At 59.8% G+C, this 15153-nt stretch carries 10 protein-coding genes; 7 read left to right on the top strand and 3 right to left on the bottom strand.

Features of this window, described 5'->3' with window-relative positions:
* The first annotated feature begins 27 nt into the window (after positions 1-27).
* The 3 genes from ACT7DV_RS17220 (at position 28) to ACT7DV_RS17210 (ending at position 5631) form a co-directional block, all read left to right on the top strand.
* Positions 28-1194, top strand: a complete 1167-nt coding sequence (locus ACT7DV_RS17220; RefSeq protein WP_444664449.1) for an exonuclease SbcCD subunit D — start codon at positions 28-30, stop codon at positions 1192-1194.
* Entirely contained in the window at positions 1191-4244 is a 3054-nt protein-coding gene (locus tag ACT7DV_RS17215) for an AAA family ATPase (protein WP_444664447.1), read from the top strand. Before ACT7DV_RS17220 ends, ACT7DV_RS17215 begins: the two co-directional genes overlap by 4 nt.
* 157 nt (positions 4245-4401) lie before the next feature.
* Entirely contained in the window at positions 4402-5631 is a 1230-nt protein-coding gene (locus tag ACT7DV_RS17210; RefSeq protein ID WP_444664445.1) for an MFS transporter, read from the top strand.
* Positions 5632-5715: 84 nt separating this feature from the next.
* Here the strand turns inward: ACT7DV_RS17210 and ACT7DV_RS17205 are convergent, their stop codons facing one another.
* Positions 5716-6411 (bottom strand): IclR family transcriptional regulator, encoded by a 696-nt coding sequence (locus tag ACT7DV_RS17205; RefSeq protein WP_444664443.1) that lies wholly within the window; start codon positions 6409-6411, stop codon positions 5716-5718.
* A gap of 266 nt (positions 6412-6677) precedes the next feature.
* Here ACT7DV_RS17205 and ACT7DV_RS17200 point away from each other — a divergent pair, with 266 nt between their 5' ends.
* Positions 6678-8018: an MFS transporter gene (locus tag ACT7DV_RS17200; RefSeq protein WP_444664441.1), complete on the top strand. Its 1341-nt coding sequence runs from the start codon at positions 6678-6680 to the stop codon at positions 8016-8018.
* Between the two features lie 126 nt (positions 8019-8144).
* Here the strand turns inward: ACT7DV_RS17200 and ACT7DV_RS17195 are convergent, their stop codons facing one another.
* Positions 8145-9158 carry a LacI family DNA-binding transcriptional regulator gene (locus ACT7DV_RS17195; protein WP_444664440.1) on the bottom strand — a complete coding sequence of 338 codons (1014 nt, stop codon included), beginning with the start codon at positions 9156-9158 and terminating at the stop codon, positions 8145-8147.
* 114 nt (positions 9159-9272) lie between these two features.
* A complete protein-coding gene (locus ACT7DV_RS17190; RefSeq protein WP_444664438.1) occupies positions 9273-10961 on the bottom strand; it encodes a glycoside hydrolase family 13 protein in 1689 nt (562 codons plus the stop codon).
* Positions 10962-11228: 267 nt separating this feature from the next.
* Here ACT7DV_RS17190 and ACT7DV_RS17185 point away from each other — a divergent pair, with 267 nt between their 5' ends.
* From ACT7DV_RS17185 to ACT7DV_RS17175, 3 genes are all read left to right on the top strand, one after another.
* Positions 11229-12491 carry a sugar ABC transporter substrate-binding protein gene (locus tag ACT7DV_RS17185; RefSeq protein WP_444664437.1) on the top strand — a complete coding sequence of 421 codons (1263 nt, stop codon included), beginning with the start codon at positions 11229-11231 and terminating at the stop codon, positions 12489-12491.
* A 109-nt stretch (positions 12492-12600) separates the two neighbouring features.
* Entirely contained in the window at positions 12601-14196 is a 1596-nt protein-coding gene (locus ACT7DV_RS17180; RefSeq protein WP_444664435.1) for an ABC transporter permease subunit, read from the top strand.
* Entirely contained in the window at positions 14196-15116 is a 921-nt protein-coding gene (locus tag ACT7DV_RS17175) for a sugar ABC transporter permease (protein WP_444664433.1), read from the top strand. Before ACT7DV_RS17180 ends, ACT7DV_RS17175 begins: the two co-directional genes overlap by 1 nt.
* Positions 15117-15153: the final 37 nt, after the last annotated feature.

The raw sequence follows: 15153 nt of genomic DNA, 5'->3' as shown, positions 1-15153 counted from the left end.
TCCCCGACATTGCATATGGTTGGAAATATGCGATTGCTACATACCTCCGATTGGCATTTGGGCCGGACCTTCCACGGTGCGTCCCTGATTGACGCACAGCGCAGCGTGCTCCAGGAAATCATCGATGTCACGGCCAGCCAGCAGGTTGATGTGGTGCTGATCGCCGGTGACATCTACGACCGCGCCCTGCCCCACGTTGATGCCGTCCAACTGTGCAACTGGGCGCTGTCCGAATTGCGGGGAACCGGCGCCACCGTAGTGATCACCAGCGGCAACCATGACTCGGCCTCCCGGTTGGGCTTTGGCTCTGGGCTTTTGGATAGTGCCGGGGTGCACATCATCGCGGATCTTGACCGCATGCTCGCTCCGGTGGTGTGCGATGCAGCCGATCACCAGGTGGCCATCTACGGCATTCCGTATCTGGAACCGCGCATGGTGATGGAGCGCCTGGGAGCCGCCAAGGCCAGCCACGAATCCGTGGTGCAGGCAGCAATCGATGAAATCGACGGGCACCTCGCGACGCTGCAAAATGGGCAGAAGCCCATTGTTTCCGTGGCCATGGCGCACCTGTTCGCGGCCGGCGGTATTGGCAGCGACTCCGAGCGCGAGCTGAGCACCGGAAACCTGGATGTGGTTCCGGTCGAGCTGTTCGAGCACTTTGGCTATACCGCCTTGGGCCACTTGCATGGTCGCCAAAAAGTACGGGAGCACGTGCGCTATTCAGGTTCGCCGTTGGCCTACTCCTTCTCCGAAGTGAACCAGACCAAGGGCATGTGGCTGATTGATACCACTGCGCAAGGCGTGGGCACAGTCCAGGAAATCCTGCTCCCGGTCCCGAAGAAATTGGCGGTTCTCAAGGGCCGGCTGGCTGATTTGCTCAACGACCCGGAGCTTGAATATGCCATCGGAGCCTGGTGCCAGATCACGCTCACCGATCCCGAGCGCCCAGCCGAGGCAATGTCAGCACTGCGCACACGCTTCCCCGACACCGTGGTGCTGAATTTTGCGCCCGAAGGCGGCGAAAAAGCATCCCAGTCCTCCAGCTATGCCCAGCGGATGGCCAAGGCGAGCAACACCGAAGAGGTGGTGGGCGACTTCCTGGAACATGTGCGTGAACGAGCGGCGGATGAAGCCGAACGCGAGGTCGTCACCGCCGTTATCCGAGCCACCCGGGAAGCGCAGGTCAGCCAGTGAGAATTCATCAACTCCGGATTCAGGCTTTTGGCCCCTTTGCCGGAAGCGAGCACATCGACTTTGACGAGCTCGCCGAGGGTGGCCTCTTTCTCCTGGACGGGCCCACCGGCGCAGGAAAATCCAGCATCCTCGATGCGATTTGTTATGCCCTGTACGGCACGTTGCCCGGTAGCCGCACCGGCAGCCGGCAAATTCGATCCGATCATGCACCTGCCGATTTGGCGCCAGAAGTTCTCTGCGAGCTGACCATTGGCGATCGCCGCTTTGAAGTGACCCGCTCGCCTGCGTGGATGCGCCCGTCAAAGCGGGGCAAAAACAAAACCACCGAGCAAAAGGCTTTCAGCTTGCTGCGGGAGTTCACCCCTGATGGGTGGAAAGAACTCTCGACCCGCAACGACGAAGTTGGACATGTGCTGGGAAGTCTCTTGGGGCTTGATCGCGAACAGTTCACCAAAGTGGTCATGCTGCCCCAAGGCGGGTTTGCGGATTTCCTGAGGGCCAAGGCTAAAGACCGCGAGGATCTTCTGGCCAATCTTTTCGATACGAGTGACTACGCGCGAATCGAAGAAGAATTTTCCTTGCGTCTTTCCGAAGAACGCAAGAAAACTGAGAGCCTCGAAGCCCGTCTGAGCGCATCTGAGGAGGCCATTCACACCGAAGCGCGAACCTTCCTGGCCGGCCGCGAGCTTTTGAGCGAACCAGGAGAGCAAGATGAAGCGGTTCTGGCTTCTCCCGACGATTATTTTGCGGACTATCGTGCCCGCATTGGCCAAGTTCACCGGCTGGCCGAAGCAGAAGCCCAAAAGCTGCGGACGCAGAGAACACGCACTGGCGATCATGCGCGTGCGCTGGAAGAACGCCGGCGCGTTTTTGCCCGGCTTGGTGAACTGCAGACTTTGCAGAGCCGCTTTGGACAGGGCCATGGCGCAGCGGTGAGTGCCAGCAGCAAGCTGGAGAAAGACGCCAAGGCTGCGGCAGTGCGCGCCTATCTTGCGCAGGCCAACAGCGCTCGGGCCGCCTTGCAGCAATCCACATTCGCCTGGGAACAACAACAGCTATGGCTAAGCCAGGCCGTCAGCATGACCTGTGAACCTGATGCATCGGGCCTGGACAGGCTGCGCCAGGAAAGCACTGATGTTGCCGAGGAATTGGCCATTGCGAAGTCTGCACTGGCAGAAGAGAAGCGTCGCGTCTGCCTCGCCAAGGATGTGTCCAAGGCAGAACAGAATGCGGCTACGCATGAGAAGACTCGGGACCAGGCAGAGGCCGAGGTCGAACAATTGAAAACTGAACGCGAAAAATTGGAGAGCGAAGACCTGGACCAGGCCGGGGCTGGTGAAAACCTGCAGCGAGCCAAGGAACGCCAGCAACTGGCTGAAACGCAAATTGCCCATGCGCTGACCCGTGATGACCTGGAAAAGAAAGTCCTCGCGGCCCGCGAGCAATCTATTGCACAAGAGCTGACGATTGTCGACGCTGAAAAAAGCTTGTTGGCTCTGCGCACCGAGCAACTAGGCCAAAGCGCGTTGCGCCTGGCAGCTGCGCTGGAGGAGGGGCAACCTTGCCTGGTGTGCGGTTCAGCGGAGCATCCCGCCCCGGCGCAAGCAGATGCTGATGCCGCTTTGATCGACGATAAGCAGATCCAGATCTCCGAGGAGCTGGTGGCCTCTGCCCGCGCTGAAGGACAAAAGGCTGCCCAGGCACGGGACACGCTGGCGGCCAAACTGGAAACGGCGCAGTTCTCCGCGGGCGAACGAAGCGTCGCGCAATTGCGCGAGGAGCTGGGCGCGGCGCATATCCAGCTGGAACTTGCACGCAAGCAGCAAGCCGAGATCTCTGCCCGCGTGGCAAAGCTCGACCAGCTTCGCGCGCTGATCGAGCAGCGCACGGCTCGTGCAGCCCAAGCTACCCTCGAGCATTCCACGGCGCGGCAAAACGCCCAGTCGCTGGCCGCCCAGCTGGAACAGCTTGACGCGAAGCTGGAAGAGCTGCGTGCTGGCAAGGAAAGCCTCTCTGACCAGGTCCGCGGGCTTCAGGGGAAATCCGAAGGGCTGGCCGCTTCCGTGCAGGCCTTGCGCCAGCTGCTCGAAGCCCGGCAAGCGTTGATCGAGGCCGAATCCACGTGGGATAGGGAACGGAGGGAAGCCGGCTTTGAAACCATTGGCGACTTTGATGGCGCAGTACTGGATGGCGAAGAACGCGAGAAGCTGAAGCAGGTGCAACGGGCGGATGCAGATCTTGCCAGCGCCATTGCAACCCTCGAAAAATCCGAAGACTGCCGTGCGGCTCGGGAACTGGAAGCGAAGGGCGTCAAAGCTCCGAACGATGACGAAATTCTCCAATCGCGTGCCCTGGCCGCAGCTGCAGAGGAACAGTATGAAACGGCCCGCGAACACGTGGTTTTGGCGGCAACGTGCTTGGAACGCCACGAGGAGTCGGTTGGACAGCTGCAGCTCCTTAGGGCAGATGCGGGTCCGGTGATCGAAGCCTACCGGCGCTTGCGCGGGCTGGCTGAAGTGATCCGTGGCGGGGGAGAGAACCTCTACAAGATGACGCTCAGCACCTATGTTTTGGCTGCCCGACTGGAGGAAGTAGCCATTGCCGCCACCGAGCGCCTGGATGCGATGTCCGGTGGCCGCTATTCGCTGCATCATGATGATTCCAAGCAAGGGAATTCAAAGTCCGGATTGGGGCTGCGGGTTTTGGACTCGTGGACCGGAAAGTACCGGGAAACCCAAACGCTGTCCGGCGGCGAGACGTTCATGGCATCGTTGGCTTTGGCCTTGGGCCTGGCAGATGTGATTTCCCATCACTCGGGCGCGGTGGACATGCAAACCCTCTTTGTTGATGAGGGCTTTGGGTCCCTGGATGCCGAGACTCTGGAAGAAGTGATGCAAGCGCTGGAGAACTTGCGCGCGGGCGGACGAACTATCGGCCTGGTATCCCACGTTGCGGAGATGAAGCAACGCATCACCAACCGGGTTTCCGTGCTCAAGACCCAGCACGGCTCGACCATCCAGCGCGATAGCCTGTTGGGCACTGGCCAATAGGATTGGACTTGCCGCTTGCTGGTGGCTATCTTGAAGGTAGTGCCATCAGGCATGTCTGGGAATTTGTGCGTCGGGGGGTGTGGGACGGCGCACGCTTCGTTATGGAGTTTTGTTGACTCAGTATGCGTTGTCGAAAGAAAAACGCGAGGATTCGGCGATGAAATCCGGTTACTCTGCGCTTGTTCCCTTGGTCGGAGCCTCGTTCCTGCCACTGACATTCCTGGCCCGCCTTCCCTTGGCGATGCTTACCATCGGGTCGATGACCCTGGTCACCGCCACCACCGGATCCTACGCCTTGGGCGGACTTGCAGCGGCCATGGTTGGCCTTGGTTCTGCCGTAGGCGGACCAAGCATTGGCTATCTTGCCGACCGCTTCGGGCAACGCCCCGTCCTGGTCACCGTCGCCTTGATCCACAGCATCTTGCTGGTTTTGCTCACCCTTTTGGGAAATAGCGGCCCGGAATTATCGGTGCCCCCGCTGGTTACCATGTGCCTGATCACCGGTGCTACCGGACCCCAGGTCGGCCCGATGTCGCGTGTGCGCTGGATTGCCATGACCCGCCAGCAGAAGAAGAATCCAAAGGTCCTGTCGGCTGCCTTGAGCCTGGAATCCATGTTTGATGAATTGGGATTCGTTTTTGGCCCGGTAGCGGTGGGTCTGCTGGCTTCGCTGGTAAACCCGGTGCTGCCCTTGTATCTGGCGGCAATCATGACCTTGGTGTTGGTCCCGATTTTTGCCACCCACTCCACCGGTCGCGCGGTCAAGCCGGTCGCGGCCACCGCGACCACCGAGAAGGCGCGGATCACTGGTGCCCAAGTGGCTTCGATCAGCGCTCTGGTGTTGGGCATGATCGCACTGGGCACGGTCTTTGGCTCGTCGGCCGCTGGAACTTTGGCCTTCGCCGGAGACCAGGGAAATTCGAATGAAGGCGGTCTGCTCTACGGCGCCATGGGCTTGTCCAGCGCCATCGCAGCCATCTCGGTAGCTGCATGGCCACAGTACTTCCGGCAGATCAACCGCTGGATTCTCTGTGGTGCGCTATTGACCATCTTGAGCTTCGGGCTTCACATGGCTACTACGACGCCTTGGATGATCGTGGCACTGTTTATTGCAGGTTTTGCCGTGGGACCCGTAATCGTCACCGTCATGACCTTGGGCGGAGAAGTCGCGCCGGCCTCCCGCTTGTCCACGGTGATGACGATGCTTTCGGCTGGCATCGTCGTCGGCACGGCAATCGGCAATGGCTTGGCCGGAGTCTTTGCCGAGTCGTTGGGCTACTTGGGCGCGTTTTGGGTATCGACCGGCGGCGCGGCAGTCATCTTCCTCGCGGCGCTGGCGATGAAGGTGATCGTCGCCAAGTCGCCGACGCTCTCCAGGGTTCGCTAGGGCACTTGCAGGCAGTTAAGGGAAACCCGCAGCGGATCCAACTCGGATCCGCTGCGGGTTTCCTGTCCAAACGAGGGGCCGCTGCTAGTGGGCCAGCTTCTGGCTGATCCGTCCAGCTGACAGCTTCAGCGCTTCAATCACCGGCTGGTATGAGTCCACGGTGCTTGTCGCGAAGACGACCGCGAGGGCTGCAGGAGCTTGCCCTGGCTGCTCGATGGGCACGGCAAGCGAGGTGACACCTTGGATAACTTCGTTCTCGCTCATGGCGTAGCCGTCGAGCCGTGCTTGCGCTGCGGCATCGCGATAGGCAACGGAGCTGTCCATCGCTTCCCAGGCTTCCTTGCTGTAGCTCGATTGGATGGCGATGCCCGCGGCGCCCACGTCCATGCCGTGAACCGAACCAGGGCGATGGACGATTGCGCGCTGCGAGTTCAGCGGCGACACGGACTGCAATGTCGTGCACAGATCGTATTCCCACACAGCGACGAATGCTGTCATCGAGAGTTGATTGGCCAAAGTTGTGAGTTCCGCGGTTGCTGTAGCCTGCAAGTCATGCTGAACGGAGCGGGCAAGGGCTGCTAGGCCTGACGCGGGGCGAATGTGGCCCCCCGCGTCGCGATTGAGCAGGTGGTGTTGTTCGAGCGTGCGGATGATTCGATACGCAATAGAACGATGGACCTCAAGCTTCTCGGCAATTTCGGCAATCGACAGGTGTACCGGGGAGTCGGCGACCATTTCGAGGACGCGGATTCCGCGGGAAAGGGTCTGGGAAGTAGGCATGGAACTTCAATCTGGCGCATGGCATTTGATTTATGCTCGTCAGCGCCCTCGCGGTGAGCCTTGCGACTGCTGAATGGTTGCTTTAACCGCAATTTTAGTCGTTCTCTATTAGAACACCGAATTCTCTTCGGACGCGGGCGGCGGATCTTGGCTTCCAGCTTTGCCGTCCAGCCGCCGGTGTTGTGATCTGCTTCACTCTCAGATTATGATAGTGAGCACAATATACCGTCCGAACGGTCGGTAAAGTAACGGGCAAAGGGCAACTCATGTCATCTACAGTCACTCGCACCCAGGAAGAGCGCCGGGTACTCGCCGGAACTCTCGTGGGAACCACCATTGAGTGGTATGACTTCTTCATCTTCGCGCAGCTCACGGCCACCTTGCTGGCACCGCTGTTTCTCGCGCCGCTGGGGGAGTCGAATCCAGGACTAGCTCAGATCCTCTCCTTCGCGATGATCGGCATTTCCTTCTTCTTCCGTCCTCTGGGCGCTATCGTGGCTGGCCATCTCGGCGACCGGTATGGGCGCAAGAAGATCCTGGTCCTGACCCTGATCTTGATGGGTGCCGCTACGGCGCTCATCGGCGTTCTTCCCACCTACGCCTCGATCGGTATTGCTGCACCTATCCTGCTGGTGCTGCTTCGCGTCATCCAGGGCTTCTCAGCCGGCGGCGAATGGGGCGGCGCGGCATTGATGGCAGTGGAGCACGCACCAAAGAGCAGTCGTGGCTACTTTGGCGCCTACCCGCAGATCGGTGTGCCGATCGGCATGATCCTGGCTACGGGGCTGCTCTACATTCTTCGTGTGGCCATGCCGCCAGAAGCATTTACCGCTTGGGGCTGGCGCATTCCGTTCTTGCTCTCGATTTTGCTGATCCTCGTGGGCTACATGATCCGTCGCGCGGTAGAGGAATCGCCGGTCTTCAAGCAGCTGGCACTGCGCAAGGCCGCAGAGCACACCCCACTGCGTGAACTGATGGCCAAGCACTCAAAGCAGGTATTGCAGGCGGCGCTGATCTTCATGTCCAACAATGCCGCCGGCTATCTGGTGATCGCGTTCTTCATTTCCTACACCACCGCAGTCCTGAAGATGCCGGTGGCACCTGTGCTGCTGGCGACCACCATCGGTTCGGTAGGCTGGCTGATCTTCACCCTCGTCGGTGGATGGCTTTCGGATCTGATTGGACGCCGTACAACCTTTTTTATCGGCTACGCGATTGTCTTCGTATGGATGATCCCGATGTTCATGCTGGTGGATACCGGGAATATCGTTCTCTACGCGGTGGCGATCTTTGTGCTGACCGTGGGCCTGGGATTGTCCTACGGTCCGCAGTCGGCGATGTACGCAGAGATGTTCCCGGCTCACGTGCGCTACTCCGGTATTTCGATCGGCTATGCCATTGGCGCTATTCTCGGCGGCGCTTTCGCTGCGACGGTGGCGCAGATTCTGCTGGAATCCACTGGGGCATCGATTTCGATCGCCATCTACATCATGGTGCTGACGATTATTTCGGTGGCCGCGGTGTTCTGGGTGGGCGAGACCCGAGGACGGAATCTGCACGTTGAAGAAGTTGAAGGAAGCTCCGAAGACTTGAGGACTTCCCACTAAAAAGCAATCCAGAAGCATCCTGCCCGCGCCGTTGACCGGATTCGAATGATCCGGCCAACAGCGCGGGCAGCTTTTTAAGCCTGGAGATGGTGCTGAAGGTGAGGGGGGCGCTGTGAAGCAGGCAGGCTAGGACGCGTCGAGGGGGCGCGTGGTTGACGAGCGGACCACCAGGCGGTGATCAACTGTGTGCGCGTGCGCAGGCTCTTCGCCGCGGATGGCCCGCAGCAGCATGGCAACAGCCAACTCGCCTTGTTCATGAGGCCGTTGCTCTATGGTGGTCAAACCGAACATTTCCGAAAGGTCGTGGTTATCCACGCCAATGACCGAAAGGTCGCGGGGGACTTGCAATCCAAGATCACGGGCCGCGAGAATCGCGCCAATGGCCATCTCGTCGCTGGCAGCCATGAGAGCGGTGGGTCGCGCAATCGGGGCGCCCAATAATTGCTTGGCGGCTGCATAGGCCTGCGGCATGGTGAAGTCCGCGCCAACGCAGAGCTTGTCATCAATTTCGATGCCGGCCTGATCCAGCGCCTGCTCGTAGCCGGTGCGCCGACGGCTTGGAACGCGGAAATCCACGTCGGTTTCCTCGTTTCCGCCAATAAACCCGATGCGCCGGTGCCCCAGGGAAATCAGGTGCTGGGTCGCGAGCGCAGAGATTCCTTCATCGTCAACATGCAGCGTGGGCACGCCAGGCAGCGGACCGCCGACTCCCACCAGGGGCTTGTCCAGTGCATGCAATGCCTGGACTTCCTCGGAATTCAGCTCAACATTGACCGCGATGACTGCATCGACGCGTTGGCGCAGGAGGAAGTCGGAAAAGACCTTTTCGCGCTGGATGCGATCTTTCGTCAACTGGTAGAGCGTGGTGTCGTAGCCTTCGTCCATGAGCATGCTGGAAATGCCTTCCAGGACGCTGGCGTAGAACCAGTGGTTGATCACCGGGACGAGAACGCCGATATTTCGTGTTCGGCCCGAGGCCAGCCCGGAGGCCGAGGATGAAACGACGTATCCCAGCTCGGCAGCCGCGCGTTGCACCGCTTCCTGGGCGGTGGTTGACACCGATCCCCGCCCGGACAGGGCGCGGGAGACTGTTGCCACCGAGACTCCGGCGGCTTGGGCGACATCTTTGATCCCGGCCACAATACGTCCTTCCTTCAAGTTTGTGGCCGCGATATGCGTGAAAGTGCATTCAGCACAGCGCGGCCACTGTTCAACGATACCCGGTGTCCGCGACGCCGGGACTGATTGCCTTGGCTATGCCAGCAAGAACCACATTGTGGTTTCGGCGGGAATCATTCCCGGGGCTGTGCTATCCCGGGGCTGGCTGCGAACTAGTTCTTGGGCGTTCTGCGCGAGCGACGGGAGCGCAAGCGGCGCGTCTCCAAAGTTGGCAACGACCAGCACCTTGCCATTACTGAAGGCCAGCAGGTCCGTCTGGTCTCCTGGCACCCACTGAAGCCCGCCGGCGCCCAAGCCATGATCCTTGCGCAGCTGGAGCAGCCGGCGATAGAGGTTCAATGTCGAATCTGGGTCTTCTGTTTGCAGATCTCGGGCATAGGGAGCCCACGAGGTTGGCTGCGGAAGCCAGCTTTTGCCGCTGTCGCTGAAGCCGAAGGAGGGGGCATTGCCCTTCCATGGCAGGGGGACCCGGCACCCATCGCGGCCGTAGCGTTCTCCATTGGTGCGGAACCACGTGGGATCCTGGCGGGCATCATCGGGCAGGTCCACGGCCTCGGGCAATCCGAGCTCCTCGCCCTGGTAAAGGTACGCGCCGCCCGGAAGAGCGAGCATGAGCGCAGTCGAGGATCGGGCCCGGCGCAGCCCGGTGGCCGGATCGGGAAGGTTCGGGGTCTTGGGGCCGATGCCTTCGCCCTGGGGGTTCTCGTCGGTCAGCGCCAAACGGGTGGCGTGGCGCACGACGTCGTGGTTGGACAAGACCCACGTGCTCGGTGCCCCTACCGCGCCAAACTCGTGGAGCGATTCATCTATGGTTTCCCGCAGCTGCTGCGCATCGTAGTCGCAGGAGAGGTACGGGAAGTTGAAGGCCTGGTGCATTTCATCATTGCGAACCCATTTGGCCATCAGCGACAGCGGGTTAACCCAGGCCTCTGCGCACAAGACGCGGTCGCCTTCGTATTCATCGATCACCTGGCGCCATTCGCGGTAGATCTCGTGCACTCCGTCCTGGCCCCACCAAGGGGCGAGTTCTTCGGTGCCGCCCATCGAGGCGCCAGCCGGGTCAGGGGTGAAATCGGGAAGGCCCTCGGCCTTGATCAGTCCGTGGGCCACGTCTACGCGGAACCCGTCGGTGCCGCGGTCTAGCCAGAAACGCAAGACGTCGCGGAACATCGCGCGCACGTCCTCGTTTTTCCAGTTGAAGTCGGGCTGCGATGAATCGAAGATGTGCAGGTACGACTGGCCCGCGCTACCGTCCGGGTTGGTGGTTGGCGTCCACATCGGCCCGCCGAAGACCGACTCCCAGTTATTGGGGTGGCCCTGCTGCACAGGATCCTTGAAAATAAATCGATCACGCTCCGGGGAACCCGGGGCCGCAGCAAGTGCCGCTTGGAACCAGGGATGCTGGTCCGAGCAGTGGTTTGGCACCAGATCGATAATGACTTTCAGCCCCAACTCGTGGGCCCGGGCAACCATCTCATCAAAGTCCTCAAGCGTGCCGAAGAGCGGGTCGACATCGCAGTAGTCAGCGACGTCGTAGCCTGCATCCTTCTGCGGTGAGGTGAAAAACGGGGAAAGCCAAATAGCGTCAACCGATAGTTGGGCGATGCTCTCCAGATGCTGGGTAATGCCACGCAGATCGCCCATGCCATCGGCGTTGGAATCAGCAAATGAGCGTGGGTAGATCTGGTAGATCACCGACGAGCGCCACCATTGGGAATCTTCGGATTGCAAGGGGTTATCTGCTTCTGCGCGAGTTTGAGTCATGCCCGTAACGATAATCGAAACGCGACAGAATGTAAACGCTTGCAAAATTCCTTTAGGACTCGGAATGCTCACGAGGGCCACGAATTTCGAGACTCTGTCCAAAAGGCTGATTTTATCTGCCGTCTTGCCAATGCTGGTGATATGTGCCACTCTGGAAACGCTTACAAATCGAAGAGCCACTCGCACCTGCTCTGCCATATCGGCGGCCCGCGGGATTCCCGCACCCGAATTGGCCCCTCGGACAAAGTTGTCACGAAAGGACATCACATGAAGGTGAATACACGCCCCTGGCTTCTTGGCGGAGCACTGACGGCTATTGCAGCCCTGTCGCTCACCGCCTGCGGCGCATCCGGATCATCCGAAACCTCCTCCAGCCCAGCAGCCGAACAGTCCTCGCCAGCTGCCGCTTCAGGTGGTTCCCTGACTGTTTGGGTCGATGCAAACCGCGAGCCAGTGCTGAAGGAAGCCGCGGCAGACTTCGAAAAGCAGTCCGGCGTCAAGGTCGACCTGGTCATCAAGGACTTCTCCAAGATCCAGGAAGATTTCCTGCGCCAGGTGCCCACCGGCAAGGGGCCGGACATCACCATTGGCGCGCACGACTGGCTGGGAAATCTTGTGAACAACGGCGTGGTCCAGCCAGTTGAGCTGGGCGACAAGGCTTCGGAATTCCAGGATGTTTCCATCGACGCAATGAGCTACGAGGGCAGCACCTACGGTGTCCCGTATGCCACTGAAAACCTGGCACTGCTGCGCAACGCGGATCTGGTGGATGAAGCGCCCGAGACATTCGACGACATGATTGAAGCCGGCAAGGAAACCGGCACGGAATTCCCGTTCCTGGTTCAGGTCACCGATGTGGGCGACCCGTTCCATGCCTACCCATTCCAGACCTCATTCGGGGCACCGGTTTTCGGCACCGATGAAACCGGGGCCTACGACCCGGCCGATCTACAGATCGGCAATGAAGGCGGCGTGGACTTCGCAAAGTGGCTGGCCGAGCAAGGCAAAGCTGGAACCCTGAAAACCAGCATTGATGCGGACATCGCCAAAGAGAAGTTCGTCTCCGGCGATTCACCATTCTTCCTGACCGGTCCGTGGAATGTGGAAGCGGCTGAAAAGGCCAAGATGAACCTGGCCATTGACCCGATTCCAACGGCCGGTGGCGAAGAAGCCCAGCCTTTTGTCGCAGTGCAGGGATTCTTCGTTTCTTCCAAGACCGAGAACCTGTTGGCAGCTACCGAATTCCTGACCAACTACATCGGCACCGAGGAAGTCCAGACCGACCTCTACGAGGTGGGCAACCGTCCGCCAGCGAACAAGGCCGCCTTCGAAGCAGCCAAGTCCGACGAGATGATTGCTTCCTTCGGCGAGGTTGGCGCCCACGGGGTGCCAATGCCCAACATCCCGGAGATGGCAGCAGTCTGGGAATTCTGGGGTGTAGCCGAGGCGGAAATCATTACTGGCAAGGCCGACCCGGCCAAGCGCTGGAAGCAGATGACCGAGGATATCGAAAAGGCCATCAGCAAGTAGGCCTGCCTGCAAGCACCACTCAAGCTGGAGCGGGCGCAGCGCCATGCCGGCTCCAGCCGCCTGACTAGGCCAGCACTAACTGAACTTTACTGACAGGGACATCTGGAAGATGACTAAGACTGCCCCAGAGGCACCGACACGTCGCAACGACGAATCGAAACGCAAGCTGTCTCCGGCTGCACAACGTTTCGCCAACGCATCAGGCACGAGCCTCGGCTCCATCCTGGCCAAGATCATTCTCATCGCGATCGTGGACGCCACCGCGGTTTTTGCGTTCTTCACGGCGCTGGGACGCGAAGCATGGTTCATTGCCGCCGTCATTGCCGTGATCACCGTGCTGATCAACGTCGTCTACTTCAAGAAGGGATGGCTCCCGGCCAAATACTTGTTGCCCGGCACCATCTTCTTGCTGATCTTCCAAGTTTTTGTCATTGGATACACCGGCTACATCGCCTTCACCAACTACGGTTCGGGCCACAACTCCGATAAGGCCGATGCCATCTCGGCACTGTTGCAATCCAATCAGGAACGAGTTGAAGGCTCACCTGGCTATCCGGTCAAGGTCTACAGCGGCGATGACGGACTGGCCATGCTCATCGAGCGCGAAGGCCAGCAGCTCATCGGCGATGAAAACGATGCCCTGTCGCCAGCGGATCCAGCAACCATGGGGGACTACACCGAACTGACTTTTGCGGACCTGCTCGGCCGGCAGCAAGAGGTCACCTCGTTGAAGGTGCCGGTCAGCGATGACCCGGCAGATGGCACGCTGCGCACCAGCGACGGCCGCACTGCCTACCAGTACACCTCATCGCTGAAATACGATGAAACAGCAGACAGAATGACCGATCAGGCTACCGGACTGGTCTACAAGGACACCGGCGTCGGCGCATTTACCGCTGAAGACGGAACACAGCTAATGCCCGGCTGGTCCATCAATGTAGGCTTTGACAACTTCACCCGCGCGTTCACCGATTCTTCCATCAGGGGCGCCTTGTTCTCGGTCTCCGTATGGACTTTCGCTTTCGCCTTCCTGTCCGTGGCTTCCACCTTCTTCCTCGGGCTTTTCCTGGCCATCGTCTTCAACGACATGCGCATGAAGGGCCGCAAGATCTATCGCGTCATTTCAATTCTTCCCTATGCCTTCCCCGCATTCCTTGGCGGTTTGGTCTGGGCCGGCATGCTCAACAGGGACTTCGGCTTCGTGAACCAAGTGCTCTTCGGGGGCGCCGGCATTCCATGGCTTACCGACCCATGGCTGGCCAAGTTCTCAGTACTCTGGGTCAACCTGTGGCTGGGCTTCCCCTACATGTTCCTGGTGTGCACCGGTGCATTGCAGTCGATCCCGCAAGAGCTCTCGGAAGCGGCGACCATCGATGGGGCGAAGCCTTTCCAGATCTTCCGCCTGATCAAGCTCCCCTTGCTGCTGGTTTCCGTGGCACCGTTGCTGATCAGTTCCTTCGCCTTCAATTTCAACAACTTCAACGTGATCTACATGCTCACCGAAGGCGGACCGCGGCTTGAGGATGCCGGACTGAACGTGGGCGCCACTGACATCCTGATTTCGATGGTCTACAAGGTAGCTTTCGTCGGTTCCCAGCGCGATTACGGCTTGGCCAGCGCCTTCTCCATCATCATCTTCGTGATCGTCGCGATCATCTCGATCATCAGCTTTAAGCAGACCAAAGCACTGGAGGAGTTGAACTAATGAGTACCGAAACCTCAACGAGGCAAAGCACTACGGACCTGCGCCAGGCCCCGGCCCCAGCGCGGCGTACCTTCGGGAAGTGGTTCGCCACTACGGGATGGCGTCACCTCATCGGAGTGGCGCTGTGCATCTACTCGGCCTTCCCGCTGCTCTACGTGCTCTCGGCCTCCCTGAACCCCAACGGCACCCTGCTTTCCTCCAATGGATTCTTCTCCACTATCGGTCTGCAAAGCTACATTGATCTTTTCCAGAATCAGCAGCGTCCTTATGCCGCATGGTTTGCCAACACGCTGTTCATCGGACTGACCACGGCTGCGGCCTCGGTCTTCCTCGGTGCCTTGGCGGCCTACAGTTTTTCGCGCATGAGATTCACCGGACGCCGCGTGGGACTGGTCAGCTTGCTGATTGTGCAGATCTTCCCCCAGCTGCTCGCTGTGGTGGCGATCTTCATCCTGCTCACCTCGCTTGGCGATGTCTTCCCTGCCTTGGGAATCGACAACCAGATCGCTTTGATCATGGTGTACCTTGGCGGCGCCCTGGGAGTGAACACCTACCTGATGTATGGCTTCTTCAACACGATTCCCGTGGAAATCGATGAAGCAGCCAAGATTGATGGCGCTGGCCACGCACGCATTTTCTTCACGATGATCCTCAGACTGGTGGCACCGATTCTTGCCGTGGTCGGCCTGCTGTCCTTCATCTCCAGTACCAGCGACTTTGTCCTGGCTTCTGTCGTACTGGTTTCTCCTGAAAACCAGACGCTGGCCGTGGGACTGTATTCCTATGTGTCAGAGGAGTTCACCTCCAACTGGTCCGTTTTCGCCGCGGGCGCGGTACTGGCAGCACTGCCGGTGATGGCGCTGTTCCTGTTCCTGCAGAAGTACATTGTCGGCGGGCTGACCGCCGGTGCGGGAAAGTAGCTGACAGGAATCCAAAGGGCGCAGCACAGCGGTGCAC

Source organism: Glutamicibacter sp. TV12E (genome assembly GCF_052441935.1).
GTDB lineage: Bacteria > Actinomycetota > Actinomycetes > Actinomycetales > Micrococcaceae > Glutamicibacter.
Note: the sequence above shows the minus strand (reverse complement) of the source record. Positions and strands in the feature narration are given on the sequence as shown.

Bases quoted from the DNA above. Each gene is read 5' to 3' on its own strand.
- ACT7DV_RS17220 (WP_444664449.1), top strand. From the start codon at position 28: ATGCGATTGCTACATACCTCCGATTGGCATTTGGGCCGGACCTTCCAC.
- ACT7DV_RS17210 (WP_444664445.1), top strand. From the start codon at position 4,402: ATGAAATCCGGTTACTCTGCGCTTGTTCCCTTGGTCGGAGCCTCGTTC.
- ACT7DV_RS17205 (WP_444664443.1), bottom strand. From the start codon at position 6,411: ATGCCTACTTCCCAGACCCTTTCCCGCGGAATCCGCGTCCTCGAAATG.
- ACT7DV_RS17200 (WP_444664441.1), top strand. From the start codon at position 6,678: ATGTCATCTACAGTCACTCGCACCCAGGAAGAGCGCCGGGTACTCGCC.
- ACT7DV_RS17190 (WP_444664438.1), bottom strand. From the start codon at position 10,961: ATGACTCAAACTCGCGCAGAAGCAGATAACCCCTTGCAATCCGAAGAT.
- ACT7DV_RS17185 (WP_444664437.1), top strand. From the start codon at position 11,229: ATGAAGGTGAATACACGCCCCTGGCTTCTTGGCGGAGCACTGACGGCT.
- ACT7DV_RS17180 (WP_444664435.1), top strand. From the start codon at position 12,601: ATGACTAAGACTGCCCCAGAGGCACCGACACGTCGCAACGACGAATCG.
- ACT7DV_RS17175 (WP_444664433.1), top strand. From the start codon at position 14,196: ATGAGTACCGAAACCTCAACGAGGCAAAGCACTACGGACCTGCGCCAG.